21 protein-coding genes are annotated in these 24,140 nt (G+C 39.1%); 15 read left to right on the top strand and 6 right to left on the bottom strand.

The annotated features are described in order from the left end of the window. The 8 genes from GVV22_RS02905 to GVV22_RS02875 all read left to right on the top strand — a co-directional run. Positions 1 to 613: InlB B-repeat-containing protein (locus tag GVV22_RS02905; RefSeq protein ID WP_159648669.1), on the top strand; the 613-nt coding region annotated here is incomplete at its 5' end. A 245-nt stretch (positions 614 to 858) separates the two neighbouring features. Beyond that, positions 859 to 2,574, top strand: a complete 1,716-nt coding sequence (locus GVV22_RS02900) for an ABC transporter ATP-binding protein (protein ID WP_159648668.1) — start codon at positions 859 to 861, stop codon at positions 2,572 to 2,574. A 213-nt stretch (positions 2,575 to 2,787) separates the two neighbouring features. Next, positions 2,788 to 2,919 carry a hypothetical protein gene (locus GVV22_RS11105; protein ID WP_268890706.1) on the top strand — a complete coding sequence of 44 codons (132 nt, stop codon included), beginning with the start codon at positions 2,788 to 2,790 and terminating at the stop codon, positions 2,917 to 2,919. Further along, positions 2,909 to 3,877, top strand: coding sequence for an ABC transporter permease (locus GVV22_RS02895; RefSeq protein ID WP_159648667.1), 969 nt, complete (start codon positions 2,909 to 2,911; stop codon positions 3,875 to 3,877). The genes GVV22_RS11105 and GVV22_RS02895 overlap by 11 nt, the downstream gene beginning before the upstream one ends. After that, positions 3,867 to 4,796, top strand: a complete 930-nt coding sequence (locus GVV22_RS02890) for an iron chelate uptake ABC transporter family permease subunit (protein WP_159648666.1) — start codon at positions 3,867 to 3,869, stop codon at positions 4,794 to 4,796. The genes GVV22_RS02895 and GVV22_RS02890 overlap by 11 nt, the downstream gene beginning before the upstream one ends. After that, entirely contained in the window at positions 4,793 to 5,548 is a 756-nt protein-coding gene (locus GVV22_RS02885; protein ID WP_159648665.1) for an ATP-binding cassette domain-containing protein, read from the top strand. Before GVV22_RS02890 ends, GVV22_RS02885 begins: the two co-directional genes overlap by 4 nt. 8 nt (positions 5,549 to 5,556) lie before the next feature. Next, the gene (locus tag GVV22_RS02880; RefSeq protein ID WP_159648664.1) at positions 5,557 to 6,468 is read left to right on the top strand and encodes a siderophore ABC transporter substrate-binding protein; all 912 of its coding nucleotides are present in this window, start codon (positions 5,557 to 5,559) and stop codon (positions 6,466 to 6,468) included. Between the two features lie 126 nt (positions 6,469 to 6,594). Then, on the top strand, positions 6,595 to 8,247 hold the full coding sequence (locus GVV22_RS02875) for a putative manganese-dependent inorganic diphosphatase (protein ID WP_159648663.1): 1,653 nt from the start codon (positions 6,595 to 6,597) through the stop codon (positions 8,245 to 8,247). A 35-nt stretch (positions 8,248 to 8,282) separates the two neighbouring features. Here GVV22_RS02875 and GVV22_RS02870 read toward each other — a convergent pair whose 3' ends face one another. The 5 genes from GVV22_RS02870 to gpmA form a co-directional block, all read right to left on the bottom strand. Then, the gene (locus GVV22_RS02870) at positions 8,283 to 8,954 is read right to left on the bottom strand and encodes a hypothetical protein (RefSeq protein WP_159648662.1); all 672 of its coding nucleotides are present in this window, start codon (positions 8,952 to 8,954) and stop codon (positions 8,283 to 8,285) included. After that, the gene (locus GVV22_RS02865) at positions 8,951 to 10,417 is read right to left on the bottom strand and encodes a DUF1538 domain-containing protein (RefSeq protein ID WP_159648661.1); all 1,467 of its coding nucleotides are present in this window, start codon (positions 10,415 to 10,417) and stop codon (positions 8,951 to 8,953) included. Before GVV22_RS02865 ends, GVV22_RS02870 begins: the two co-directional genes overlap by 4 nt. 120 nt (positions 10,418 to 10,537) lie before the next feature. Further along, positions 10,538 to 11,989 (bottom strand): glucose-6-phosphate dehydrogenase, encoded by a 1,452-nt coding sequence (gene zwf, locus GVV22_RS02860; RefSeq protein WP_236261912.1) that lies wholly within the window; start codon positions 11,987 to 11,989, stop codon positions 10,538 to 10,540. Beyond that, the gene (gndA, locus tag GVV22_RS02855) at positions 11,964 to 13,382 is read right to left on the bottom strand and encodes an NADP-dependent phosphogluconate dehydrogenase (RefSeq protein ID WP_159648660.1); all 1,419 of its coding nucleotides are present in this window, start codon (positions 13,380 to 13,382) and stop codon (positions 11,964 to 11,966) included. The genes zwf and gndA overlap by 26 nt, the downstream gene beginning before the upstream one ends. A gap of 118 nt (positions 13,383 to 13,500) precedes the next feature. After that, a complete protein-coding gene (gene gpmA, locus GVV22_RS02850) occupies positions 13,501 to 14,250 on the bottom strand; it encodes a 2,3-diphosphoglycerate-dependent phosphoglycerate mutase (protein ID WP_159648659.1) in 750 nt (249 codons plus the stop codon). Between the two features lie 164 nt (positions 14,251 to 14,414). Here gpmA and GVV22_RS02845 point away from each other — a divergent pair, with 164 nt between their 5' ends. The 7 genes from GVV22_RS02845 to GVV22_RS02815 all read left to right on the top strand — a co-directional run bounded on the left by GVV22_RS02845 (position 14,415) and on the right by GVV22_RS02815 (position 23,668). Further along, positions 14,415 to 15,008: a nitroreductase family protein gene (locus GVV22_RS02845; RefSeq protein ID WP_159648658.1), complete on the top strand. Its 594-nt coding sequence runs from the start codon at positions 14,415 to 14,417 to the stop codon at positions 15,006 to 15,008. A 134-nt stretch (positions 15,009 to 15,142) separates the two neighbouring features. Beyond that, positions 15,143 to 15,541: an Hsp20/alpha crystallin family protein gene (locus GVV22_RS02840; protein ID WP_159648657.1), complete on the top strand. Its 399-nt coding sequence runs from the start codon at positions 15,143 to 15,145 to the stop codon at positions 15,539 to 15,541. A 146-nt stretch (positions 15,542 to 15,687) separates the two neighbouring features. After that, complete coding sequence (locus tag GVV22_RS02835) at positions 15,688 to 16,929, top strand: MFS transporter (protein ID WP_159648656.1); 1,242 nt, start codon at positions 15,688 to 15,690, stop codon at positions 16,927 to 16,929. A gap of 96 nt (positions 16,930 to 17,025) precedes the next feature. Then, positions 17,026 to 18,348: a CCA tRNA nucleotidyltransferase gene (locus GVV22_RS02830; protein ID WP_159648655.1), complete on the top strand. Its 1,323-nt coding sequence runs from the start codon at positions 17,026 to 17,028 to the stop codon at positions 18,346 to 18,348. Next, positions 18,345 to 19,046: an ABC transporter ATP-binding protein gene (locus GVV22_RS02825; RefSeq protein WP_159648654.1), complete on the top strand. Its 702-nt coding sequence runs from the start codon at positions 18,345 to 18,347 to the stop codon at positions 19,044 to 19,046. Before GVV22_RS02830 ends, GVV22_RS02825 begins: the two co-directional genes overlap by 4 nt. Beyond that, a complete protein-coding gene (locus tag GVV22_RS02820; RefSeq protein WP_159648653.1) occupies positions 19,040 to 22,108 on the top strand; it encodes an FtsX-like permease family protein in 3,069 nt (1,022 codons plus the stop codon). The genes GVV22_RS02825 and GVV22_RS02820 overlap by 7 nt, the downstream gene beginning before the upstream one ends. Positions 22,109 to 22,345: 237 nt before the next feature. Then, a complete protein-coding gene (locus tag GVV22_RS02815; protein WP_159648652.1) occupies positions 22,346 to 23,668 on the top strand; it encodes a hemolysin family protein in 1,323 nt (440 codons plus the stop codon). Between the two features lies 1 nt (position 23,669). Here GVV22_RS02815 and GVV22_RS02810 read toward each other — a convergent pair whose 3' ends face one another. After that, entirely contained in the window at positions 23,670 to 24,095 is a 426-nt protein-coding gene (locus tag GVV22_RS02810; RefSeq protein ID WP_159638138.1) for an RrF2 family transcriptional regulator, read from the bottom strand. Positions 24,096 to 24,140: the final 45 nt, after the last annotated feature.

The raw sequence follows: 24,140 nt of genomic DNA, 5'->3' as shown, positions 1-24,140 counted from the left end.
TACTGGTAACACAACGCTGTATGCTAAGTGGGACGTAAACTCAGTGGTTGAAGCGTTTGATGTCACATTCAACAGTAATGGTGGATCTGCCGTTACAAGTCAAGTGGGGCTATCAAAAGGGGCGAAAGTTACCAAACCGCTAGATCCAAGCCGTCCTGGATATACTTTTAGAGGATGGTTTGTGGATGAAGCCATGACAACAGCATGGAATTTTGATATGGACACAGTTACTGGTAACACAACGCTGTATGCTAAGTGGGACGTAAACTCAGTGGTTGAAGCGTTTGATGTCACATTCAACAGTAATGGTGGATCTGCCGTTACAAGTCAAGTGGGGCTATCAAAAGGGGCGAAAATTACCAAACCGCTAGATCCAAGCTGTCCTGGATATACTTTTAGAGGATGGTTTGAGGATGAAGCAATGATAGCACCTTGGAATTTTGATACAGACACTGTCGCTAAAAATACAACACTTTACGCGAAGTGGGAAGCAAAATCAACTGATAAAACGTTGCCAGCAACGGGCCAAAGTTCCCATAACATTTTATTTGTGGGACTGGGATTATCCGTAGCCGGCCTACTACTATTGAAACGTCGACGTCTTCAAAAATAATGAAAATGTATACAAAGGAGCCAATTAAGGCTCTTTTTTTCTCGAATAAGAGAACAATGATTGCAATCCAAAATGAATCTGTGTATAGTAAATCATATTAAAGAGAGGAGCATTACCATGCAAAAAATTACACATAAGATTACTAACCAAAATGAAATGAGCGTGCGTTCACAGCTCCACTCGAGTCTATAAGAATACTCAAACTGTGAAAACACCTCACGATAATTTATTAAGAGAGGGTTCACATGAACAATATTAAACGTTTTTTTTCATACTATAAGCCATATAAGGCTATTTTTACTGTGGTGTTATTGAGTGCATTTGCATTATCACTAATTTCGCTACTTTTTCCAATGATTATTCGCTATGCGACAAAAGAACTTGAAGTCGGTAACGTTTCAATCATTGTACCAGTTGTGACAGGCATGCTATTCCTGGTTATTATCTATACAGCTGCATCATTCTATTTATCGTACCAAGGTCACATGATGGGGGCTCGTATTGAGAATGATATGCGAAAAGAATTATTTTCACATTATCAAGATTTATCCTTAGATTTTTACGACAATCATAAAGTAGGTTCTTTAATGTCACGAATTACCGGTGACTTGTACAATATTGGAGAGCTTGCGCACCATGGACCAGAAGATATGGTCATGACGAGTGTGAGTTTTGTCGGAGCGTTGATCTTAATGCTCCTTATAAATGTAAAGCTTGCACTAATACTCTTCGCCTTAATTCCCTTAATTTTTATTTATGCGCTTGTCATGAGTCAGCGTATGGGAAAACAATATGGCGTCAACCGAGGTATTATGAGCGATATGAATGCGTCGATTGAAGAATCATTATCAGGGATTCGTGTCGTTAAATCATTTGCGAATGAAGATCATGAAAAAGCAATGTTTGCAGAGCTGGGCAACACTTTTATCAATGGTAAAAAGGCGTTCTATCGATCGGAAATTCTATTCTATGAAGGTCTTGACGGCTTTATAACTGCTATGCCTGCAATCTTACTTGCTTTTGGAGGCTTCGCATTGTATATGAATGCGATTGACTTAGCAGACCTTCTTGCGTTCTTCTTGCTGATGTCTAATTTCACGAATCCCATTCTTAAATTTATGCACTCAATGCTTCTATTCCAAGATGGAGCATCTGGGTTCAAACGTTTTTTAGAATTTATGGATATCGAACCAAACATTAAAGAAAAAGATGAGGCAATTGTACTTGGAACAGTGGATGGCAATATTGAGTTTGAACATGTATCGTTTTGCTATGACGATGGAACAGTCAATGTTCTTGATGATATTAATTTTGAAGTCAACTCAGGAGAATTTGTAGCACTTGTTGGTGCATCGGGATCGGGAAAATCAACATTAACATCGTTATTGCCTCGTTTCTATGATGTTACGCAGGGGGCGATTAAAATTGATGGGGTTGATGTCCGTGACGTTACCTTTGACTCATTGCGTAATAACATTGGAATTGTACAGCAAGAAGTTTATTTATTTTCGGGCACAATCTACGAGAACATTGCATATGCGAAACATGATGCAAGTATGGATGATGTCATTGCTGCAGCCAAACAAGCCAATGCCCATGATTTTATTATGTCACTTCCAAATGGTTACCAAACCGATATTGGTCATCGTGGCGTGAAATTGTCGGGAGGACAACGTCAACGCTTGAGCATAGCGCGTGTGTTCTTGAAGAATCCACCAGTACTTATCTTTGATGAAGCAACATCCTCGTTGGATAATGAAAGTGAGCGCGTCGTTCAAGAGGCTATGGAAACTCTTGCAGCTAACCGAACCACAATCGTCATCGCACATCGTCTTTCAACAATTCGTAACGCAAAACGTATTATTGTGTTGGATAATCATAAAATCGCAGAGACCGGAGATCATGAATCACTCATTCACCAAGAAGGAGTTTATGCTTCACTCTATAATGCACAGTACTAGCTTTTAAAGGAAAACAGCGCATGCTGTTTTTTTATGATAATGATTTCAATAGCCATCATCATCCATTAGTATAATTTGTGTAGTGTTTCACAAGAATATTGTCACAACCTCAATATCCAGTTCTTTGTGAAAGTATTTGCGAATTAGATTAGTGAATTGTATTGTTTTAATCTCTAAATAAAACTAAACTAAGAGAGCAAAGGAGGCATTTCAATGAACATAATGCAAATAAAGTCTCGAGTCTATGTTTATAATGCATCGTTTGCAATGCTTCTACTCAATGTAAGAAATCGTGAAGTTTGTGATATTGAGTACAAGAAATGTGGTACTTCGTATGTTAGTTGATCGCAAACAGTATCGATACTTAGCTTTTGGATGTCTGGTTCTCTTAGGGCTTGCATCGTTATTCGTAGGGGCGCTAGACATGACGTTGTCACAGTTACTAGCAGGTGATATCAACGCGTGGCATATATTAATGTATAGTCGTTTGCCACGGGTAATTGCAGTTATTCTTACGGGGATTTCGCTGTCAATTGCAGGTCTCATTATGCAAAAGTTATCGCAGAATCGCTTCGTTTCACCATCCACTGCCGTGACGATGGACGGATCACGTTTGGGAATCTTGGTTGCATTTATCGTCTTATCCAACCAAACGCTGTGGAGCATTTCTATTTTTGCATTACTCTTTGCTGCAATCAGTACAGTGCTGTTTATGACTGCAGTTTCAAAGCTAAAAATTAAGAATATTGTATTTGTTCCATTATTAGGAATTATGATCGGTATGATTATTGATTCTATCACAACATTTTTAGCCCTTAAATTTGACTTGCTACAAGTTTTATCAGGTTATATGACAGGAAGCTTTACTCCAATCCTACAAGGCAAATACGAGTTATTATTTATTAGTATTCCACTTATTATAATTGCGGTTCACTATGTCCATCGATTTAGTATCGTCGCAATGGGTGAAGACTTTGCCCATAACATTGGCATGAACTACAAACGTGTCATGCTATTAGGAATCTTGATTGTCGCAACACTAAGCGCAAGCGTCATTGTAACAATAGGAAGCATTCCGTTTGTAGGTTTAATTGTACCCAATGTAGTTGCGTATCGGTTTGGCGATGGTCATCAAGACATGCTCTTGGACACAGCATTGTTGGGGGCAAATTTATTACTCGTTTGTGATCTCATAGCACGTTTAGTTATTTATCCGTATGAAGTGCCTGTAAGTCTTGTTTTAGGGATTTTAGGTTCAGCGTACTTCTTATTTATTCTGTTGCGAGGTAATTATGAAACGTAGATATGAATGGTTCATATTTGCCGTAATATTATCCCTTGTGTACTTCCTTTGGGGGATGAATAGCAATAATTATCAATATCTGATGTACCGTCGGAGTACGCGATTGCTTGCGATGTGGTTCGTTTCACTGCTAACAACAACCGCAACAACCTACTTCCAAGTTACTACAAACAACCGTATTCTAACACCATCACTGTTGGGATTCGAACGTATGTATATCTTGGTTCAAACAGTTATCGTGTTTTTACTAGGAATCTTCATGAAACCGTCTTTGAATTTTCTAGTATCCGTTTTTGTGATGGTCGGTATTGGTACATTATTTTATGGCATTATTCTTAAAAAGATGCAACGAGATCTGTTTGTTTTACTTTTAGTAGGAACTGTTCTTGGAACGTTATTTTCCAGTATCAGTGCAACGATGCAAATGATGATGGATCCGAATGAATTCTCAATGATTCAAAGTCAATCATTCGCATCGTTCAATGCAGTTGACACCAATGTATTATTTATCGGTATGGGATTATCTTTGATAGGCTGGTTACTCGTGTATCGCATACATTATCAAATTGATGTTGTGGCCCTTGGTAATGACCATGCTACAAATCTTGGCATTCATATACCACAATTTCAAATATATAGTTTAGCGATTGTTGCACTATTTACTGCGATTTCCACGGCGCTTGTCGGTCCTATAGGATTTTTAGGTCTCATCGGCACCAACGTAGCCCGGGAATTCTTACAGAAGCACACAACGCGTTCGATTATCACACAAGGGGTCTTCTTCTCCACAAGTTTGCTGCTTGCATCACAACTTCTTTTTGAAAGACTGTTGAATCTGAATACAAGTGTTAGCGTATTTATTAACCTTTTAGGGGGCGTATACTTTATTTATCTCATGTTAAGGGAGCGATTTAAATGATTGAAATAACAAATCTATCAAAAAAATATGGTGATTTTCTTGCATTGGATGCGTTGACATTTGATATTCATCCCAATAAAATCACAGCAATTGTTGGCGAGAATGGCTCTGGGAAATCAACATTACTCAATATTTTGGGACGACTTCAACCAGCTTCGCAAGGGTGTGTATCTGTAGCACATAAAGATATTCACGCCTATAGTCACTTGGAATTTGCACAAAAGGTAGGTACATTAAAACAATCAAATGGAATTAATCTGAGATTGACGGTTAAAGACCTTGTCTGTTTTGGCCGGTATCCGCACAACCAAGGAAAACTCTCTGACGATGATCAGTTAATTGTAGAAGAATCATTAGCGTTTATGAATTGCTTAGATTTGCGAGACAAGTATGTTGATACTCTGAGCGGGGGCCAACTACAACGGGTTTATATAGCGATGATACTTGCCCAGGATACAGACATCATGTTGCTCGATGAACCATTAAATAATCTTGATTTAAAACATGCACACGAAATGATGGAAATCATTCGTCGGCTTGTGGATGAACGGAACAAAACCGTCGTGATTATTATGCATGATATTAATATGGTGTACCGTTATGCCGATAATGTGATTGCACTCAAACATGGTCGTTTGATGTGTGATGGGTGTGTTGAGGATGTTCTCAATCCTCGCATGCTGTTTGATATTTACGGAATGAAGTTTACGGTACAAGGATGTGCTTCTCATAAAGTAGCATTTATAGAATAGAGGAAAATATGAAAAAAATTATTGTAGTTTTAATGGCGGTGCTCTTGTTAGCAGGGTGTGCACCCAAAGGAAAAACGCAGGGAAATATTGAAATAATACATAAACTTGGAACGACCAATGTTAGCTTAAATCCCGAAAAGGTGGTCATATTTGACATGGGAATTTTAGATATTTATCAAAAATTTGAACTACCAGTGGGTGGAGTTGCTAAAGCGTCTTTGCCAAAGTCGTTGGATGCTTATGATGATGAAATAGTTATGGATGCAGGAACATTATTTGAACCCAATTTAGAGGCTCTTGCAGAATATGGACCAGAGCTCATTATTGTTTCAGGGCGTGCATCAAAACACTACGATGAACTTTCGAAAATCGCACCGACTATTTATATGGGACGTGATTCGAGTGACGCAGGACTCTTGGACTCTGTCGCAAAAAATATGGATACACTCTCACAAATCTACACTGACTCAGATTTTAAAGATGCAATGAAACCGTTAAATGATGCTGTATCAAATCTGGCTACGAAAGCAAAAGCATCGGACCTTTCAACAATGTTTATTATGGCAAATGGTGATGAAGCAAAATCATTCGGAGCTAAGAGTCGCTACGATCATGTCTTTAACGAATTTGGTTTTACTCCAGTGGATCATGAACTTGATCCATCAACACATGGCGCATCCGTTTCGTTTGAACTTATTAATGCATTGCAACCAGAAATTATGATTGTTATGGACCGGGCTGCAGTAACGGGTGGCAAAACCTTAGCCAAAACACTCATGGATAACGATTATGTTAATAACACTCCAGCAGCAAAAAATAATCGTATTATCTACGTAAATCCAGAAAGCTGGTACTTAACAGAAGGTGGATACCAAGCAATTTTAGAGATGGTTAATGAACTAACACCATTATTTTCATAAGAAACAGGTAGCATATACTCCATTATGCTACCTGTTTTTGTATTGTTTTAGACACTTAGATTCTATTCCATTATGGATGGTTTATGGTACACTATATGCAGATATAACTTTATAAAGGGGTAATATATGAAAAACGAAAAGGATTACATTTATATCCATGGCCACCGTAATCCCGACACGGATTCAATTGTATCAGCGATAGCTTATGCACATTTGAAAAACGAACAAGGGATACCTGCCATTGCGTGTCGTTTGGGGAAGTTAAGCGAAGAAACAGAGTATATTCTTGATAAGTTCGGTTTTGAGGCGCCCATCTTATTAAAAGATGCACGAGCAACTTTGGATGAAATTGAGCTGGATGAGGCAACTGAAATTCATTTGGATACCTCGATTAAGGACGCGATGGACATTCTTCAAGAAAAGCGTCAAACGCTTGCAGTCGTTGATGACCGCCATAATTTGGTTGGGGTTGTTACATCATCAAATTTGGCACACATTGCCATGGGTGACACAGCGCACTCTATTGAACTCTTGAAACGAACACCCGTAGAGAATATTGTTAATGCAATCGATGGAACGTTGGTTTATAAACCGAAAGAATTCCGTTTCAATGGAAAAACCAGCATCGTGGCGCTGGCATCATCAAAGTTAGAAAACTATAATCTCAAAGATCGTTTGGTTATCTTAGGGAATGATTCTGAAGCCCAGCTTGAAGCAATCAATAAAGGTGCAGCATGTATTGTTGCTGTCTGGACCGAAGAAATTAGTGATGAAGTCTTACAACATGCAATCGAATTCGGTTGTGCCATTATTTTATCGTCACATGGTTCAATGAATACGTCACGTTATCTTATTTTCTCACCAAGTGTTCGTGAAATTATGACGACAAATTTACTCTATTTTAATAAGAATGAATTTGTTGACGATGTTGAGTCACAGATGCTTAAAACGCGATTTAGATCCTACCCAGTTGTTGATGATGATAACCGTATTTTCGGATTTGTCGCACGCTATCACATTCTCAACAGCCCAAGTAAACGTTTGATTTTGGTTGACCATAATGAATATTCACAAAGTGTTGAAGGGGTCGAAGAGGCTGAAATTCTTGAAGTCATTGACCATCACCGTATTGGAGACTTAAATACGGTTAAGCCTATTTATTTCCGTAATGAAATTATTGGCTCTACCGCATCAATAATTACAAAAATGTACCATGAAAATGGTGTCAATATACCACGTAATATAGCATCTATTTTATTAGCGGCATTGATTTCCGATACTTTAAATCTTAAGTCGCCAACAACTACGAAGCAAGATTTTCGATTAGCACACCAACTTGAGGCAATATCGGGATTGGATCGCTACTCGTTCTCGCAGGAGATGTATGAAGTTACGTCATCATTACGAAACAAACCGTATGAAGACATCATTAATCAAGATATCAAGACATTCCACATCTCAGGAAAAGAGGTTATGGTGTCGCAAGTGGTTATTTATCACTTTACAGAACTCGATACTATCCACGAAACTTTTGAGGAATCAATGGAAGAGTATGTCAATAAACATGGCTTAGACTTACTCGTCGTTGTCTTCACAAGTATCGAAGATAATGGATCGATTATCGTCTCAGCGGGTTCATTGAAATCGTCGGTACTGGATGCCTTCCCGCAATCAGAAACGGACGATCGCTCATTCCTACCCGACGTTGTGTCGCGCAAGAACCAGATCATACCAAGACTGTCGACGGCGATTGCACGTTCAGTTCAAAAGAAAATATAAAGAAAAGGAGATTGCTTCACGCAGTCTCCTTTTCTTTATTTTGATGTATTGTAATCGTTTAAGCCCATAACGCGACTTGCATCAAGGGTAAATATTATTCCTTTATTCGGTGACTCAATATCCAATGATTCGCGAATTTGCTCCATAATTGCCAATGTTTGATCTTTAGGTGCAAGGATTAATACCATATCTTTTTCAGGTTCAATATTTATACCAAAGAGTTTCGGATCGTTTGGATTTGCACGTCCTCGAGCATGAATCACGGTAGCACCAACACTACTAATTTCTTTTGAAGCATCGATAACTGTATCTGCTTTTCCGTGATCAACGATTGTAACTATTATTTCATAACCCATATCGGTTCCTCCTACTTGGCGACAGTTGTATAAGGTCGTCGGTGTCATCCCATAATCAATATCTAAACTAACTGTGGTAATTGTCCCATTAAGACGTTTCTTCCACCGCTTCTTTATATTCTCATAAATTGCGCGTTCGTTTGACGATTCAGCAATCAACAGCGCAAGTTCTTTGCGTTGATCTTCAAAGCCAAACCAATTCATCAACATATCATGAATTACGGTATGCCCTGGAATAATCAATGATCCCAGTTGTAGATTTGGATCAGTGTAATCCAGGAAGCGTGACGCTTGATGTACATTAACAACACCGATGATAAGTTTTAAATATGCGTATTGTGTATCTATCATGATTGAGACCTCTTTTTCTTGTAAATAACACCTAAGATTTGTACAGCAACAATTGGCATCATGGCAATCATCGCAATAATACCAAAGCCATCAACCATAACATTCGCAGTTGGGATGACAGTCGCGACACCTTGTGCGAAAGCAAGTACGAATGTGGCGGTCATGGGACCCGAAGCTACGCCACCGGCATCAAATCCGACTCCGACAAAAATAGGCGGTACCTTACGTGAAAGATAGAGCGCAAGACCAAATCCAGGGAGTAAGAAGTGCCAAAGCTTAATTGAAGGAATCAGAATTCGGATCATTGAAAGACTGACAGCGAGGGCAATCGCAATGGAAAGTGTAATGAGTATAATTCTCTTCGGAATCCCACCGGCAGTAACGTCTTCAATTTGTTCGGTTAGAACATATACAGCAGGTTCTGCTAAAACAACAACGGTTCCAATACCGAATCCGACTAAAACAAGTACGAGACCAGAGACGTCATGAGCGAGTGTCTCACCCATGATGCGACCCACTTCCATAAATCCTGCATTGACTCCAGTTAAAAATAAGGTCAATCCCACTAGTGTATAGCCAAGTCCTCGTAGTATTTGATGATGGCGTCGGCGTTTTAATTTAAAACCAAAATGATTGAATAAAAGATAGACGATTGTTAATGGAATTAACGTAATAGTGACTGCTTGAAATTCATGAGGCAGCATTGTTAAAAATGGTTTAACGATTCCAACAGCCGGAATTACAGCAACCGCATCACCTTGTATTTCTGTAAAGTTAAGAATGATGCTCATCAACATAATCATTAATATAGGCCCGATTGAAGCAAGCCCAACCAGTCCAAAACTGTCTTCTTCGGCTGTCTTACCACCTTTAAGCTGAGAGACACCATATCCCAGTGCTAGGATGAATGGAGTTGTCATGGCGCCTGTAGTTGCTCCGGAAGCATCCACTGAAATAGCAAGAAATTCTTCGGAGACAAAAAAGGCCAGAATAAACAGCAATCCATAAAAACCAATGAAAAAGCGATTTAAAGAGCCATTAAAAAGTATCCTCAAAAGTCCTACTACAACCATAATTCCAACACCAATTGAAACAATGGTAATTATAAACCTTGGCGCTAAGGCGCCTCCAGATGCGCTGAAAATTTGATTTGCCAAGATAGTAAGGTCAGGTTCAGCGACCGTTATTAAAAACCCAAGAATAAAGCCCAAAACAATAACAACAATCGTTTTATTTGTTTTCGCGATGGTCTTTCCAAGTAACGAACCAATGGGGGTAATTCCAATTTCAGCTCCAAAAAGGAAAATTCCCAATCCGATGATTACAAAGATGGCTCCGATTAGAAACCGAAATAGCACATCTAATGCTAGTGGTGCAATGGTGAAATGAAGAAGGAGTACGATTGCGACAATAGGCAATACGGACCCAGCGACTTCTTTAAATTTATCTAAAAGTATGTCCAAAAAATCATCCTCCTCTATTCATACAGTAAAATAATTATTTTGACGCTTGTTCATAAATTTGCACTATAATAAGTATAACGTATTTTCGTAATTAAACAAAAAATCTACCCTCGGGTAGATTTAAAGTTCATATGCATCATTACGAATTTCTTCTTCAATCCATGTGAATCCATCGCGGGCTAAGAGATCGTGTGATCCTTGCGGACCATTGGTGAACGCAGGATAAGCTTCCGGTTCGTGTCCTTGATGGTGTTGAATTATGTCTTCAACAAAGGCCCAACTACGTTTGACTTGATTAAAGCTGGCGAAGAGACTGTGATCGTCTTCAAGGGCTGCATTGAGAAGGCGCTCATATGCTTCTGGCGTATTCATACGGTTTTCATAGTCGCAAGATTGGCAGAAGTCCATTAACACCGATTGTGTTTCATGAGATTGTCCAGGTTTCTTGATGTTGAAGCGTAAGTAAATGCCTTCTTCCGGTTGGATTTTGATAATCAAGACATTTGCAGGCGCATTGTCTTGTTTCTTAAATTCAACGACAACTTCGGTTATGCGTTTATGCATTCTTTTACCGGTTCGAACATAGATTGGGGTGTTACGCCATCGGGGTGTTTGGATACCAAGTTTCAACGCAACAAATGTTTCTGTACGTGATTGCTCATCCACTTTATCTTCATCACGATAGCTCATTGATTCTTGATTTTGCGTATATTGACCAAAGATGACGTCCTGATCCATATTTTCAATGTATAAGTTATCGAGAATCGCTTCTTGTGCTTCATGAATTGACGATGCATCCATCGTTTCAGGTTTATCCATCGTTACAATTGATAAAATTTGGAGTAAATGGTTTTGGAACATATCTTTGAGTGCACCAGTGTGGTCGTAGTAGTTCCCACGATTTTCGACCCCAACAAGCTCATTCGCTGAAATCTGGATATTCGCGATATTATCAGCATTCCAGATATTTTTGAAGATTTCATTTGCAAAGCGAATGGTGAAAATATTCTGCACCATTTCTTTCGCAACATAATGATCAATGCGATAAATATGATCTTCATCAAATATATTGGAAAGTGTATCATTGATGGATTCTGCAGATTTTAAATCATTACCAAACGGTTTTTCGATGATAATTTTACTATCTTTGGCGAGCTTGTGTTTCTCAAGTTTTTGAGCAATTATCTCGAAAAAAGAAGGGGCGACTGCAAAATAGTAGAGTTTTTTTGCGTCGGCATCGATATCTTGGAACCGTTTGAAAAGACGTTCGTAACCTTCATCTTCGGTGAAGGTCATTTCAAAATAGGTGACATGATTTAAAAATGCATCGAGGTGGTCATCACTTACATGAATGCGACTATGCTCTTGGAGCCATGGGCGCGCAAGGTCACGGTACGATTCAGAGGTTAGGGGTTGGCGACCAATTACGACAATATGTAAGTGGTCTGGAAAATTATCCGTGCACTTCAGATTGTAGAAGGCAGGGAGGAGCTTACGATAAGTTAGATCCCCCGTACCGCCAAAGATAGTGACAATGTGATTGTCTTTATGCATTTTTTTGATTCCATTCATGATGGAAGTGTCCAGGTTCGTCAAGACGCTCGAAGGTATGTGCTCCAAAGAGGTCGCGTTGTGCTTGAATAAGATTTGCGTTACCACGTCCGGTGCGGTAAGCATCAAAGTAGCTAATTGCACTGGTGAAAGCCGGCATACTGATTCCCTGTTGGATTGCGGACGCAATGACATCACGTAAAGATTGTTGGTAGTCCATGAGATTTTCTTTAAAGGACGCATCAATCATAAGATTTGCTAAGTTTGCATCTGTGATATATGCATCACTGATGCGGTTTAAGAATGCGGCGCGGATAATGCAACCTTCACGGAAAGTACGTGCAATTGCTCCGAAGTCTAAGTCCCAGTTGTACTCGATAGACGCATTCTTCAAGAGATCAAATCCTTGTGCATAGGCAATAATTTTGCTTGCATACAATGCTTGACGAACGGATTCGATAAATGCATCTTTGTCCTCAATGGTAACATGTGGAGCATCAAAGTTTAGAATCGATGCTGCATGAATACGTGCATCTTTTTGGCTGGACATAAAGCGTGCGAAAACTGCGGATGCTAATAAAGAAGCATCAGTTCCCGTTGTGAGTGCTTCTTCAGCAGTCCATTTACCAGTCCCTTTTTGAGCCGCTGTATCTGTAATGACATCGACAAGATGCTTACCAGTTTTGGGATCAATTTCTTTGAAAATTTGAGCTGTAATTTCTATTAAGAAACTTTCTAACTCACCATTATTCCATGTATCAAAAATGGTAGCGAGCTCGTCGTTGTTGAAACCACCAATGTGTTTCAAAACTGAATAAGCTTCAGCAATTAATTGCATATCTGCATATTCAATCCCGTTGTGAACCATTTTGACATAGTGTCCAGCACCATCAGTGCCCATGTACGTTGCACATGGTTCACCTTTGTATTTCGCTGAAATGTCTTCGAGAATGGCTTGGACATATTGGTATGCATCAGCACTACCGCCTGGCATTATAGCAGGGCCGAAGCGTGCTCCTTCCTCACCACCAGAAATTCCAACACCTAAATAGCGGAAGCCCTGAGCTTCAATTTCTTGTGTGCGACGAATTGTATCGTGGAAGTTGGAGTTACCGCCGTCCATAATAATATCACCTTCATCCAATAAAGGAAGTAATCCTTCGATCACTTTATCAACAGCCATTCCAGCTTTGACCATAAGTACCATTTTTCGTGGTGTTTCTAATGAATCCACAAAATCTTCAAGTGTTTTGTATAAATGTAAATTGTCATGTGGATTATTGGCAATAACAGCTTCTCCTACAGCGTATGTACGGTTATAAATTGCTACCTGATACCCGTGATCGGCCATATTCAGTGCGAGATTTGAACCCATTACGGCTAATCCGATGACACCTATATTGTTTGTTTGCATAAACTACCTCCAAGTTCTGGTATCATTGTACAACATGACACGATTTTCGCCTAGTCATGTAACTTTGTTTTATCTTAAATAGCCACAAAAAAACGCGCATTGACGCGCGAAGTTTTTATTATTTAGCTTTACCTTGGTTAGCAACAGCTTCCATTTTTGCTTTTAATGCATCTTGGTCACCAAGATAGTATGAGTTTGCGACGGTGAAGTCTTCGTTAAATTCGTAAACTAAAGGAACACCTGTAGGGATGTTAACACCCATAATTGCATCATCACTCATATGATCAAAATATTTGACCAGAGCACGTAATGAATTCCCATGAGCAACAATAAGCACACGTTTACCATCTACCATTTGTGGTTTAATAACCGATTCAAAATAGGGAACAGCCCGTTCAATTGTTTCTTTCAATGACTCGTGGAGTGGTAATATCGATTTATCACTGACATCACGATAGGCATCCATATTTCGAGGTGCTCGTGGGTCGTCATTTTCAAGAACTGGTGGCTTGACATCAAATGAACGGCGCCAGATAAGTACTTGATCTTCACCATATTTTGCTGCGGTTTCGGCTTTATCAAGGCCTTGCAATGCGCCATAGTGACGCTCATTGAGGTGCCAATCTTTCACGATTGGTAACCAATTTCGATCCATTTCATTCAGAATGTACTCCATTGTGTGGATGGCACGTTTTAGATAAGATGTATAAACAATGTCAAAATCAAACTGTGCTTCGTTCAGTAATTTTCCACCTTGAATTGCTTCTTCAACACCTTTTTCAGATAATTCGACATCAGCCCACCCGGTAAAGAGGTTTTTTCGGTTCCATTCACTTTCGCCATGTCGTACTAGTACTAATTGCATCATAAATTGATTCCTCCTTATACGATAATTATAGTGTACACCCAATTGTGAATCTTTGCACGTGGGTGGTTAAAAAAAATTAAAATTATGGTGCGAAAGTATTGAATAACATAGTTAATCACTATATAATGACGATTGTAAAACATAGTGACACAGGAGGAATTAAAATGTCAAAGATTTTATCAATCATGAACGAACGTCGCACACGTTACGGTTTAACTAAGAGTACAACAGTTTCAAACGATGCAGTCCGTGCACTCGTTGAGGAAGCGGTTCAAGTTGTACCATCAGCATTCAATGCACAAACACAACGAGTTGTCGTATTATTTGACGACGCGTCAGACAAATTCTGGGATTTAACACGTGAAGAACTTCGTAAAGTTGCTCCCGCAGAAGGATTTGAAAATACAATTGCTAAATTAGAATCATTCAAACAAGGTAATGGAACGATTCTTTACTTCTACGACTCAAACGTTGTTGAAGGATTACAATCTCAATTTGCACTTTATGCAGATAACTTCCCAATTTGGGCACAACAAGAAAATGGAATGCTCCAATATACAGTTTGGACAGCGTTAACCGAAGCAGGTCTTGGGGCTAGCTTACAACACTACAATCCAATCGTTGACGCTGCTGCAGCACAAGAGTGGGATCTTCCAGCAAACTGGAAACTTGTAGCTCAAATGCCATTTGGTGAAGCAATTGATACACCTCAAGCAAAAGAGCTTGCACCTGTTGCTGACAAAGTAAAAGTATTCTAAAACATAAAACTCAGGAGACTGAGTTTTCTTCTTTTTTAAGTTCTTTTAGCACTCTGGTATTGACATTGCTAAAAGAAGTGATATACTAATCATGTAATAGCACTCTACACAAGGGAGTGCTAAGGAGGTATATTATGAGAAATGAAGTAACGAAACGACCAAGCACATTATTCGAAAGCCTCTTCGGCGATGATATCGCGAATAATGTTACTTATGGAACAGGAATTGATATTTATAAAGAAGATGATAAATATATCGTTGATTTGGAAATTCCTGGTTTCCAAAAAGAAGATATTGATGTCCAGTTTAATGGCGATGTTTTGACCATTCAAGCTTCACATACCGAAAAATCTGAAGACGAAACCAAAGATTATTTTTATAAATCACGTCGTACAGATCGTGTTCACCGTCAAATTCGTTTTGCTGACGTTGACGAATCAAAAGTTGATGGCACTTATGAAAATGGTGTTCTAAAAGTTATCTTACCGAAAAAGAATAAAGAAGATATCGTTAACAGAATTACGATTAAGTAAAGATTCTGTTAATCACAAAGCATGGTTCCTGAAAAGGTATCATGCTTTTTTTGTTTGTGGTATAAAGATAGTAGGGAGAGGCGGTTTACTTTGACTGCCAAACTAATAGATTGTATACTATTCCGGTAACCTTAAGGGGGATTACTATGAAACTAACAAAACAAGAACGATCTTGGATTCTTTATGATGTCGCGAATTCAGCGTTTACACTTATTATTACGGCGACACTTCCAATTTACTTTCGGGCGATGGCAGAATCCGCTGGTGTGGCTGACAATATTGTCAGTGCGTGGTGGGGAACTGCGACATCAATCTCTTTACTAGTATTAGCTTGCTTATCACCATTTCTAGGTGCAATGGCTGATTATAAAGGCTATAAAAAACGTTTATTTGTCATTGGATTACTGATTTCAGTTGTTTCTGCTTTTGCATTTACGTTTGCGACAGATTGGCAAGTATTCATCGCACTTTATATTGTTGCGCGTTTGGGGTATTCTGCATGTAATATTTTCTATGATGGGATGCTTGTTGATATCACCACAGATGAACGGATGGATCATATTTCGTCATTAGGGTATGCATACGGATATATTGGAAGTACCATACCATTTATTGCAGGAATCTTGCTAATTTTCTTTGGCGAAAAAATTGGAATTTCGACACAGCTTGCAACACAATTATCCTTTGTCATCATTATTGTCTGGTGGTTAGTACTATCCATTCCACTCATCAAAAATGTTGAACAAATACATTATCTAGAAAAACACGATAATATTGTGACTTCGAGTGTGAGTCGTGTCCGCAAAACGCTGGTAGATATTAAGCAATCACCACGTATTTTGTTCTATATTCTGGCATACTTCTTCTATATTGATGGAGTCTATACGATTATTTCGATGGCAACAGCATATGGTGGCGAAGTTGGAATTTCATCGGATCAAATGCTTCTTGCACTGCTATTAACGCAATTTGTAGCATTCCCATTCGCAATTTTCTCAGTTAATTTTGCGAAACGATACTCACAAATTAAAGTCATCAAATTCTACATTCTCATGTATATGTTTATTGCTGTCTTTGGATTCTTCTTGAAATATACATGGCAATTCTGGTTCTTAGCTATTTTGATTGGAATGGCTCAAGGTGGCATTCAATCTTTATCCCGATCCTACTTTGGACAAATGATTCCAAAACATAAAGCAAACGAGTACTTTGGTTTCTTTGATATTTTTGGAAAATTCGCGGATTTTATGGGACCATTAATCATTGCGATTTCATCTGTTGTATTTGGACATTCACGTTATGGTGTCTTACTATTGGTGGTTTTATTTATAATTGGATATGCATTACTCACTAAAGTTGAAAAAATTGAAAACGAAACAGTGGTTTAGGAGTTGCCTTAGGCAACTCTTTTTTTGTTAAGATTATCAACTAGGATTCACGTTTCGTTTGCGAAAATTTGGTATACTTATCAAAAGAGGTGGACTATGATAAGACTTTCAGATGAAATTCAAGACGTATTACAACACTTAGAACATCAAGGATACCAGGCTTATATTGTTGGGGGATTTGTTCGCGATGCCCTTGAGGGTCATCTAAGTACGGACCTCGATATCGCAACTGATGCCCACCCAGAGCAGCTTTATACACTATTCAAGGCAATCGAAACTAACGTGAAAATGAACCAATATGGCATTAAATTTGAACGTGGTGCATACAATTTTGAGATTACCACCATGCGACGTGAGACCTATAATGATACTACCCGTCACCCTAATGCTTTCGAATTCGTTAAGACACCACTTGATGATGCACTCCGACGTGACTTCACAGTAAATGCACTCTATTACAGCCGCAGCAATGGCATTCTTGATTTTCATGGTGGCATGGCTGATTTAGCCTCAAGACGTATTCGCATGATTGGTGATCCCATCGTCCGCTTTCGAGAAGATCCCATTCGAATTTTACGTTTATTTCGATTCCAGGGTGAACATCAGTATCATGTTGATGCTGCAACGTTCAATGCAGCGTATATGAATCGTGATCATTTGATGTCAGTTCGGGGCGCAAATTTACGTCATGAAATTAATCGACTCCTGCTAAGCATTGGGTGTTATCCAACAATGATTGCGAACCCATGGGTTTTAGGGAAGGTGTTTGCACCCCTTGAAGCTGCGATTCATTACGACCAAAAAAATCCCTACCACAATCGTGATCTCTTTAACCACACACTGACTGTCGTCGCGGGAACCCCACGAAAAATAGAAATCCGATACGCTGCACTATTTCATGATATCGGTAAAGTAAATACTCAGACGATCGATAAGCAAGGGATTGCACACTACCGTGGTCATGCAATTGAAAGTAAACACCTTGCCCAACCCATCTTGGAGTCACTGCAACTTCCCAAAAAGCAAATTAACTATATTCTTGATTTAATAGAATACCATAGCATGCACTTAGAAATAACACTGAGCCAAATGCAACAACTCATAAGAGATCATGGGCTCGCATGGACCCAAGATCTTATTCGACTTAAGCACGCAGATAATTTAGCTAAATCGGAAAAAGCAGCGTATCAGCTGGAAAAAACAGCACAATTCGAACAACTTATTCAAACCATACAAGAAGAAAATCATCCAACACATGTCCGAGATTTAGCGCTGTCGCCACTTGAAATTCAAGCGTTAGGAGTTGCGGTTTCAAATACTCAAAAAGTCTTAGAAGACCTTTTAGATGGCGTCATTGATCAAACAATCGCGAATACTAAAGAAGCATTAACTGCATATATAATGGAGGAATTACAATGAGCTATATAGAAATTAAAGATATTACAAAAGTATACAAAGTTGGTGATGTAGAAATCAGAGCATCCGATGGTGTAACGTTTGATTTAGATCAAGGAAAATTTATTGTTGTCGTGGGACCTTCGGGTGCTGGAAAAACGACGGTCATGAATATTCTTGGCGGTATGGATCAACCGACATCCGGAACGGTTATCGTCGATGGTAAAACGATTACAGATCTAAACGATCGAGAAATGACTCAATACCGTCGCGATGATGTCGGCTTTGTCTTTCAATCGTACAACTTAATTTCTAATCTTACGGCTCTTGAGAACGTAGAGCTTGCAACTCAAATTCGAAAAGAAGCGAAGAATCCCAAAGATGTTTTAAAACAAGTAGGGTTGGAAGCACGTTTAGATAACTTTCCTGCACAATTAAGTGGTGGAGAGCAGCAACGTGTCGCGATAGCACGGGCAATTGCCAAAAACCCTAAACTCTTGCTGTGTGATGAGCCAACAGGAGCCTTAGATACTGAGACAGGCCAACAAATTTTGCGGGTTTTGCGCGAATGTTCGGATATTTACGGTATGACCGTGGTTATCATTACCCATAATCAAACAATCACTGAAGTCGCCGATCGTGTCATTGAAATTAAAAATGGTCGCGTCGTATCCGATCGCGAAAATATGTTTGTGAAAGATGTGGATGATATCAAATGGTAAAAGATATACTGCGTGAAATTAAAGCCAAATGGTTTCAGTTTATCGCAATCGTTACGATTACTGCACTGGGTGTTGGTTTCTTTGCTGGAATTCGTGTTACAGGATACGACATGCGAACGACAGCCGACCGTTATATGGAGACGAGTGAAGCACTCGACTTTGAATATCGCAATACTTTAGGAATTGACCAACAAATGTTAGATGAGCTGACAGCCATCGTTGATGGAAATGCGGTGGGAGTGTACGATACGGATGCATTTATCGGTATTTCTCAGGGAGACGCTGTAGTTCATGTTGTGGAACTAAATGATAGTACTTCGCATGATCTAACACTTATTGAAGGACGTATGCCTACACAAAAAAATGAAGTTGTCGTTGATAGTATGTTTAAGGAACGTTGCAACTTTCAAATAGGCAGTAAAATCCAACTTAAGAGTAATGATATCTTTGAGGCATCAGATCTGACGATTGTAGGCTATGTCCAGTCCAATCTCTATATGAACCTTGAACGCGGGTCCACAACCATCGGTTCGGGAAATGTTTCAGGTTTTATTTATGCACAGGACTTGGATAAAAAAGTAGATGTTTACACAAGCGCACGGTTCAATCTTAGTCCTAACGCTGATGTGAGGGTACAACGCCAAGCTGTCATTGACCAGGAGCAGTCATTAATTAAAAATCGCTTTGATCGTTTAAGTGCTCCGATTATTGAAGAACTTGAAGCAGCTCAGAAGACCCTAAATACAGAGAACGAAACAGCTGTTACAGAAATTAATAAAGCAAAACAAGACTTAGCAACAGCGAAAGAAACACTTGATGCAGCCTATATTGATTTGAATGCGGGATTAAATACAATGGCCCAAGGACTTGGTACGCAAACCGTAACGGGATCGCTACAAGATAAGCTTGATGCACTTGTACGCATTACGGATGGAAAAGTAAATGTCGATATAAAACAATTGACTGACGGCATTGCACAAATTGACGCAAATCTTAGCGTGATTGAAGCAACAGAAGCTGAACTCAACATGAGAATTACTCAAGTAGAAGCTCAGAAGGCAGAAGCTATTGCATCGTTAACGAATCCTGATTTAACTGAAGCGGAAAAAGCAGCTATTGAAGCAAAAATTGTACTGCTTGACGCTAACCTTGCGGAATTGAATGCTCAAAAAGAACAACTGCTTGCCCAAAAAGCGGGGGCAATCACAATGAAGCAAGATTTAGAATCAAAACTTGCGGAAGCAAATGCGGGCATTGATGCACTTCGAAGTTCTCAAGCAACACTTCAAGCAGGTATTACGCAATACAACTCAGGAATGGCAACTTACGAAAATGGTGTCCAAACCTTAGAAACAAAAACGACCGAAGCCGCAGCCGCTATCAATGATGCACAACGCAAAATCGATAATGGCTACACTGAACTCGAAAGTAAAAATAATGGAAAACAATTTGTCTTGGAGCGTAAAGATGTACTAATTGGCTATAACGAATTCTATCAAGATAGTGACCGTATTGAAGCCATCGGACAAGTTTTTCCACTGATCTTCTTTGGTGTCGCAATTCTTGTTACGTTGAGTACCATTTCACGAATGATTGACGAATCACGATCTCAAATTGGTGTTTATAAAGCCTTAGGTTATAGTTGGATTTATGCCTCTATGAAGTTTGTTGGATTTGCATTCTTTAGCTGGTTCATTGGTTCGGTACTCGGAATTATCTTTGGCTTCTACCTTATTCCCACACTTATTTATGATGCATATCGAATTATGTATCAAACACCACCGCTTGTGCCAGAAATTGTCTGGTCATATGCATGGCAACCGCTACTTGTCAGTTTTATTTCGAGTGTCGGGATTGCATTTGTGAAAGCGGCAAGAGTGAGTCGTGAAGGAACTGCGAATCTTCTACGTCCTCCGATGCCTAAAGCGGGAAATCGGATGCTCTTAGAACGGGTAACGCCAGTGTGGAGTCGTCTAAGTTTCCTCTATAAAGTTAGCTTACGGAATCTGTTCAGAAACAAAACACGGTTCATGATGACCTTAATCGGTATCGGAGGTTGTGCAGGACTGCTAATAACTGGAATCGGGATACGCCATTCAATTTACTCGATTGTCGATAAACAGTTTGATATCATTAATAAATATGACGGTCTGATTATGCATGATGGTGCAAGTGATTTCGATGATGTATCCTTTACCGCAAAATTGGATGTCACATCCGAATTTGTCGATGTCGCAGGTACCAATAGCCAATTATTTGTAGTTGAGGACTTTGAAAAATTACCTGAATTTGTATCGATGCAAACACGCCGTAACCAAGAACCCATTCCGTTACAAAATGATACTGTTGTCATCACTGAGAAATTAGCGATTCTTGAAGGGCTAAGTATTGGGGATCCATTCACGCTTCAACAGAACGATATTGATTACACCTTTACGGTAGGCGGGATTACAGAAAACTATGTCCTTCATTATGTCTACATGAGTGACGAAACCTATGAAGCAGTGACAGGCAAGACCATTCATCCGAATCTAACGCTCTTTAATACGGATGCCGATCATAGCATGCTTTCAGAAAAAATACTCGCACATGATAATGTCTATTCGGTTCAATATATGGATGTTATGCAAGAAACATACCGCGAGTCCATGGGTAACTTTGATATCGTCGTGTATGTAATCGTCGGCGCAGCATTTGCTCTCGAGCTGATAGTTTTACTCAACCTTATTACAATGAATATGAGCGAACGTAAAAAAGAACTTGCTACCTTAAAAGTCTTAGGATTCTATCCAAAAGAATTATCGACCTATATCATGCGAGAGAACATTATCTTAACGCTCATAAGTGTCTTGGGTGGAATAGTTTTCGGGTTTGTTTTGCACCGTTATGTTGTCTTATCTGCAGAGCTGGATGCAATTATGTTTAATCGAGAACTGCAATGGTCAAGTATCATAATCGCAACACTCATTACATTTATTATATCGGTTGTGACCAATCTTGTGATGTCACGCCGCGCCAATGATGTTAACATGAGCGAAGCACTCAAAACCTTTGATAACTAAAACTCCTTCGGGAGTTTTCTTATTCTGAAATAGAATTGAATCAGACCAACTTAGTTGACAATAAAGACCCGATTTGTGTAAAATTATGAGTAGAATATATTAATGGAGGATTGTTTGTGGAAAACAGTGACCAGGACAGTTGTAGTCCTACGTGTTTTATTTTAAAGATAATAAATCATGAAATTGATGTGGAGAAGGCGTTCAGATCCTTTTTGTTTATAAAGGAGGAGGCATAATATGGGTTTACAAATCGTAATGTTACTTGTATTGGTAATGCTAAATGCGTTCTTTGCAGGAAGCGAACTTGCGTTCGTATCGATTAACAATAACAAACTTAAACAAATGAAAGAGGAGGGTAATAAGAAGGCGGCTACGGTTTTAGCTTTAAAGGAAAACCCAAACCAATTCTTATCAACCATCCAAATTGGTGTGTCACTTGCAAGTATTTTGTCTGGGGCATTTGCGTCTGAAGCGTTTGCACAAGTCTTAACAGATTGGATAACAGCGAATGCGAACCTAACACCAGCCGTGGTTAAACCTGGGGCTATGCTAGCAGTTACTTTATTGACATCATATCTGATGCTTGTATTTGGAGAACTTGTTCCAAAACGAATTGCGATGACCAATCCGCAAGGATTTGCGTTCTTTGTAGTTTACCCAATTTCGATACTTTCAAAAATTACGAAACCAATCGTTAAGTTCTTGTCAATGTCGACCAACCTAATTTTACGTTTAGTTGGAATTGATCCGCATGCTGCGGAAGAAGAAGTAACGGAAGAAGAAATCCGAATTATGGTTGACGCAGGAGAAATTGATCTCAATGAAAAAGAAATGATCAATAATATCTTTGAATTTGACAATCAAGAAGTATCAGACATTATGACACACCGTACAGATATCGTCGGAATCGATGCAACAAGCACTTTTGAAGAAATTATGAATCTCGTGGACGAAGAGCGTTTTACGCGTTATCCAATCTACGACGATAGCATTGATAAAATCATTGGTATTATTCATTTACGGGATCTGCTTCGATACGTAAAAGAAGCAAACGGAAAACCGTTTGATATTAAAGAACTTATTCGTGAACCTTATTATGTTCCCGATTCAAAACGAATTGATGAACTCTTTAGAGAACTCCAAAATGTCAAAATGCATATGGCCATTGTTATTGATGAATATGGTGGAACAGCAGGAATTGTGACCATGGAAGATCTTATTGAAGAAATTATGGGAAACATCATGGATGAGTATGATGATGAAGAAGGTAACGAAATTGTTGAAGTGCACGAAGGGGAATACCTTGTTGAAGGTCTCGTTGACCTCGAAGAACTTGAAGATGTATTGGAAATTGGATTGCCAATTGACGACTATGATACACTCAGCGGTTTCCTTGTAAGTGAGCTTGGACGTATTCCAACAATGGAAGATGTTATCAATGATGAGTCTGATACTGTCTTTGGTGGTTATCGATTCTCCATTATTGAGCTTGACGAGAAAGTTATCGCAAAAGTACGCGTCACAAAAGAAAAGCAAGTCGAAGACGACTTGCAAGATTAATCTATATATAATACATTATGGCATCGCCGGATTCAGATTTTATGATTTCGGCGATGTCTTTTAATCGAATCGCTTCGAGACGTTCCCGAATTGATTGATCCAACGGTGTATACAAGTGTGTGCATAACACGCGATTGATGACATCATCATCAGTTGATGGTGGTGTTTTCTCAAAGAGTGAAGGCTCCAATGCGAGTAAGATATTCAACATATTACAATTATTAGATTTTAAGTAGTAACCACCAGCAGGACCTTTCACAGCATCTACAAGGTTGGCTTGCTTCAAACTCGAAAAGACTTGTTCGAGATAAATCTTAGAAATATTGAGATGTTTCGCAATATTTACAAGAGTGGTCAGTTCCTGGTCATTGATATGCATATAAGTTAAGGCAGCGATACCATAACGTGTACGTGCGGATAATTTCATTTCTATCACATCCTTATTCACTATGTTATTCGTTTTGAAAATTAA

This window comes from Erysipelothrix aquatica (genome assembly GCF_009828825.1).
Lineage (GTDB): Bacteria > Bacillota_I > Bacilli_A > Erysipelotrichales > Erysipelotrichaceae > Erysipelothrix > Erysipelothrix aquatica_A.
The sequence above is the reverse complement of the archived record's forward strand: the minus strand, read 5'-3'. Positions and strand labels throughout refer to the sequence as shown.

What these genes read in the sequence shown, in the direction of transcription:
- GVV22_RS02900 (WP_159648668.1), top strand. Translation starts at nt 859, where the DNA reads ATGAACAATATTAAACGTTTTTTTTCATACTATAAGCCATATAAGGCT.
- GVV22_RS11105 (WP_268890706.1), top strand. Translation starts at nt 2,788, where the DNA reads ATGAACATAATGCAAATAAAGTCTCGAGTCTATGTTTATAATGCATCG.
- GVV22_RS02895 (WP_159648667.1), top strand. Translation starts at nt 2,909, where the DNA reads ATGTTAGTTGATCGCAAACAGTATCGATACTTAGCTTTTGGATGTCTG.
- GVV22_RS02890 (WP_159648666.1), top strand. Translation starts at nt 3,867, where the DNA reads ATGAAACGTAGATATGAATGGTTCATATTTGCCGTAATATTATCCCTT.
- GVV22_RS02885 (WP_159648665.1), top strand. Translation starts at nt 4,793, where the DNA reads ATGATTGAAATAACAAATCTATCAAAAAAATATGGTGATTTTCTTGCA.
- GVV22_RS02880 (WP_159648664.1), top strand. Translation starts at nt 5,557, where the DNA reads ATGAAAAAAATTATTGTAGTTTTAATGGCGGTGCTCTTGTTAGCAGGG.
- GVV22_RS02875 (WP_159648663.1), top strand. Translation starts at nt 6,595, where the DNA reads ATGAAAAACGAAAAGGATTACATTTATATCCATGGCCACCGTAATCCC.
- GVV22_RS02870 (WP_159648662.1), bottom strand. Translation starts at nt 8,954, where the DNA reads ATGATAGATACACAATACGCATATTTAAAACTTATCATCGGTGTTGTT.
- zwf (WP_236261912.1), bottom strand. Translation starts at nt 11,989, where the DNA reads ATGAATGGAATCAAAAAAATGCATAAAGACAATCACATTGTCACTATC.
- gndA (WP_159648660.1), bottom strand. Translation starts at nt 13,382, where the DNA reads ATGCAAACAAACAATATAGGTGTCATCGGATTAGCCGTAATGGGTTCA.
- gpmA (WP_159648659.1), bottom strand. Translation starts at nt 14,250, where the DNA reads ATGATGCAATTAGTACTAGTACGACATGGCGAAAGTGAATGGAACCGA.
- GVV22_RS02845 (WP_159648658.1), top strand. Translation starts at nt 14,415, where the DNA reads ATGTCAAAGATTTTATCAATCATGAACGAACGTCGCACACGTTACGGT.
- GVV22_RS02840 (WP_159648657.1), top strand. Translation starts at nt 15,143, where the DNA reads ATGAGAAATGAAGTAACGAAACGACCAAGCACATTATTCGAAAGCCTC.
- GVV22_RS02835 (WP_159648656.1), top strand. Translation starts at nt 15,688, where the DNA reads ATGAAACTAACAAAACAAGAACGATCTTGGATTCTTTATGATGTCGCG.
- GVV22_RS02830 (WP_159648655.1), top strand. Translation starts at nt 17,026, where the DNA reads ATGATAAGACTTTCAGATGAAATTCAAGACGTATTACAACACTTAGAA.
- GVV22_RS02825 (WP_159648654.1), top strand. Translation starts at nt 18,345, where the DNA reads ATGAGCTATATAGAAATTAAAGATATTACAAAAGTATACAAAGTTGGT.
- GVV22_RS02820 (WP_159648653.1), top strand. Translation starts at nt 19,040, where the DNA reads ATGGTAAAAGATATACTGCGTGAAATTAAAGCCAAATGGTTTCAGTTT.
- GVV22_RS02815 (WP_159648652.1), top strand. Translation starts at nt 22,346, where the DNA reads ATGGGTTTACAAATCGTAATGTTACTTGTATTGGTAATGCTAAATGCG.
- GVV22_RS02810 (WP_159638138.1), bottom strand. Translation starts at nt 24,095, where the DNA reads ATGAAATTATCCGCACGTACACGTTATGGTATCGCTGCCTTAACTTAT.